General features: G+C 51.3%; 1 pseudogene. It reads left to right on the top strand.

Going from position 1 to position 1,019, the window contains the following annotated elements:
- Positions 1-33: 33 nt before the first annotated feature.
- Positions 34-1,019, top strand: a pseudogene (locus tag PG418_RS19075) (VirD4-like conjugal transfer protein, CD1115 family); the annotation flags it as partial.

Here is a 1,019-nt window from a genome sequence, read left to right as displayed (position 1 = left end):
GTCGCGTCAATAACTCTAAAAAGCACTTGACAAAACGCTTCATGGGGTACGGCGGCAGATATCGCTTCCTACATGGACAAGGACTTTTTCCAGAACATCCCCATGACGCAGACGGAGCGGATCACGATGGCGAGCCGTCCAAAGCAGCCGAAGTATGCCAGAAATAAAAACATTCTGGTGATTGGCGGCTCCGGCAGCGGCAAGACGAGGTTCTTCTGTAAGCCATCTCTGCTGCAAGCCCATTCGTCCTATGTCTGCACCGATCCGAAAGGGACCTTGCTGCCGGAGATTGGCACTTTCCTGGAACGGAAGAAATACCGTATCAAGTGCCTCAACCTGATAAACTTCCGAAAATCCATGAAATACAACCCACTGGCCTACATTCGGTCAGAGAAAGATATCTTAAAGCTGGTAAACGCCCTGATTATGAACACGAAGGGCGAAGGCGAAAAATCTTCGGAAGATTTCTGGGTCAAAGCGGAACGCCTCTATTATTCCGCACTGATCGGCTACATCTGGTACGAGGCCACGGAGGAAGAAAAGAACTTCATCACACTTCTGGACCTTATCAATGCCAGCGAAGCCAGAGAGGACGATGAGACTTACCAAAGCCCGGTGGACCTGCTCTTTTCTCAGTTGGAGGAACGGGAGCCGGCCCACTTTGCCGTCAAGCAGTACCGCAAATTCAAGATGGCGGCGGGCAAAACATTAAAATCCATCCTCATTTCCTGCGGTGCCCGGCTTGCTCCCTTCGATATCAAGGAGCTGCGGGATCTGATGGAGTATGACGAACTGGAACTGGATACCCTGGGCGACCAAAAGACAGCGCTGTTTGTAATCCTTTCGGATACGGACAGCACTTTCAATTTCGTGGCCGCCCTCATGTATAGTCAGCTTTTCAATCTGCTCTGCGACAAGGCGGATGACTTCTACGGCGGGCGTCTGCCCGTCCATGTTCGTCTGATTCTGGACGAGTTTGCCAACAGTGTGACACGTTCTACGCCTAAAACGGTGGGAAT

The organism is Bariatricus sp. TF06-38A (assembly GCF_027690675.1).
GTDB classification, from domain to species: Bacteria; Bacillota; Clostridia; order Lachnospirales; family Lachnospiraceae; genus Allocoprococcus; species Allocoprococcus comes.
The sequence above is the reverse complement of the archived record's forward strand: the minus strand, read 5'-3'. Positions and strand labels throughout refer to the sequence as shown.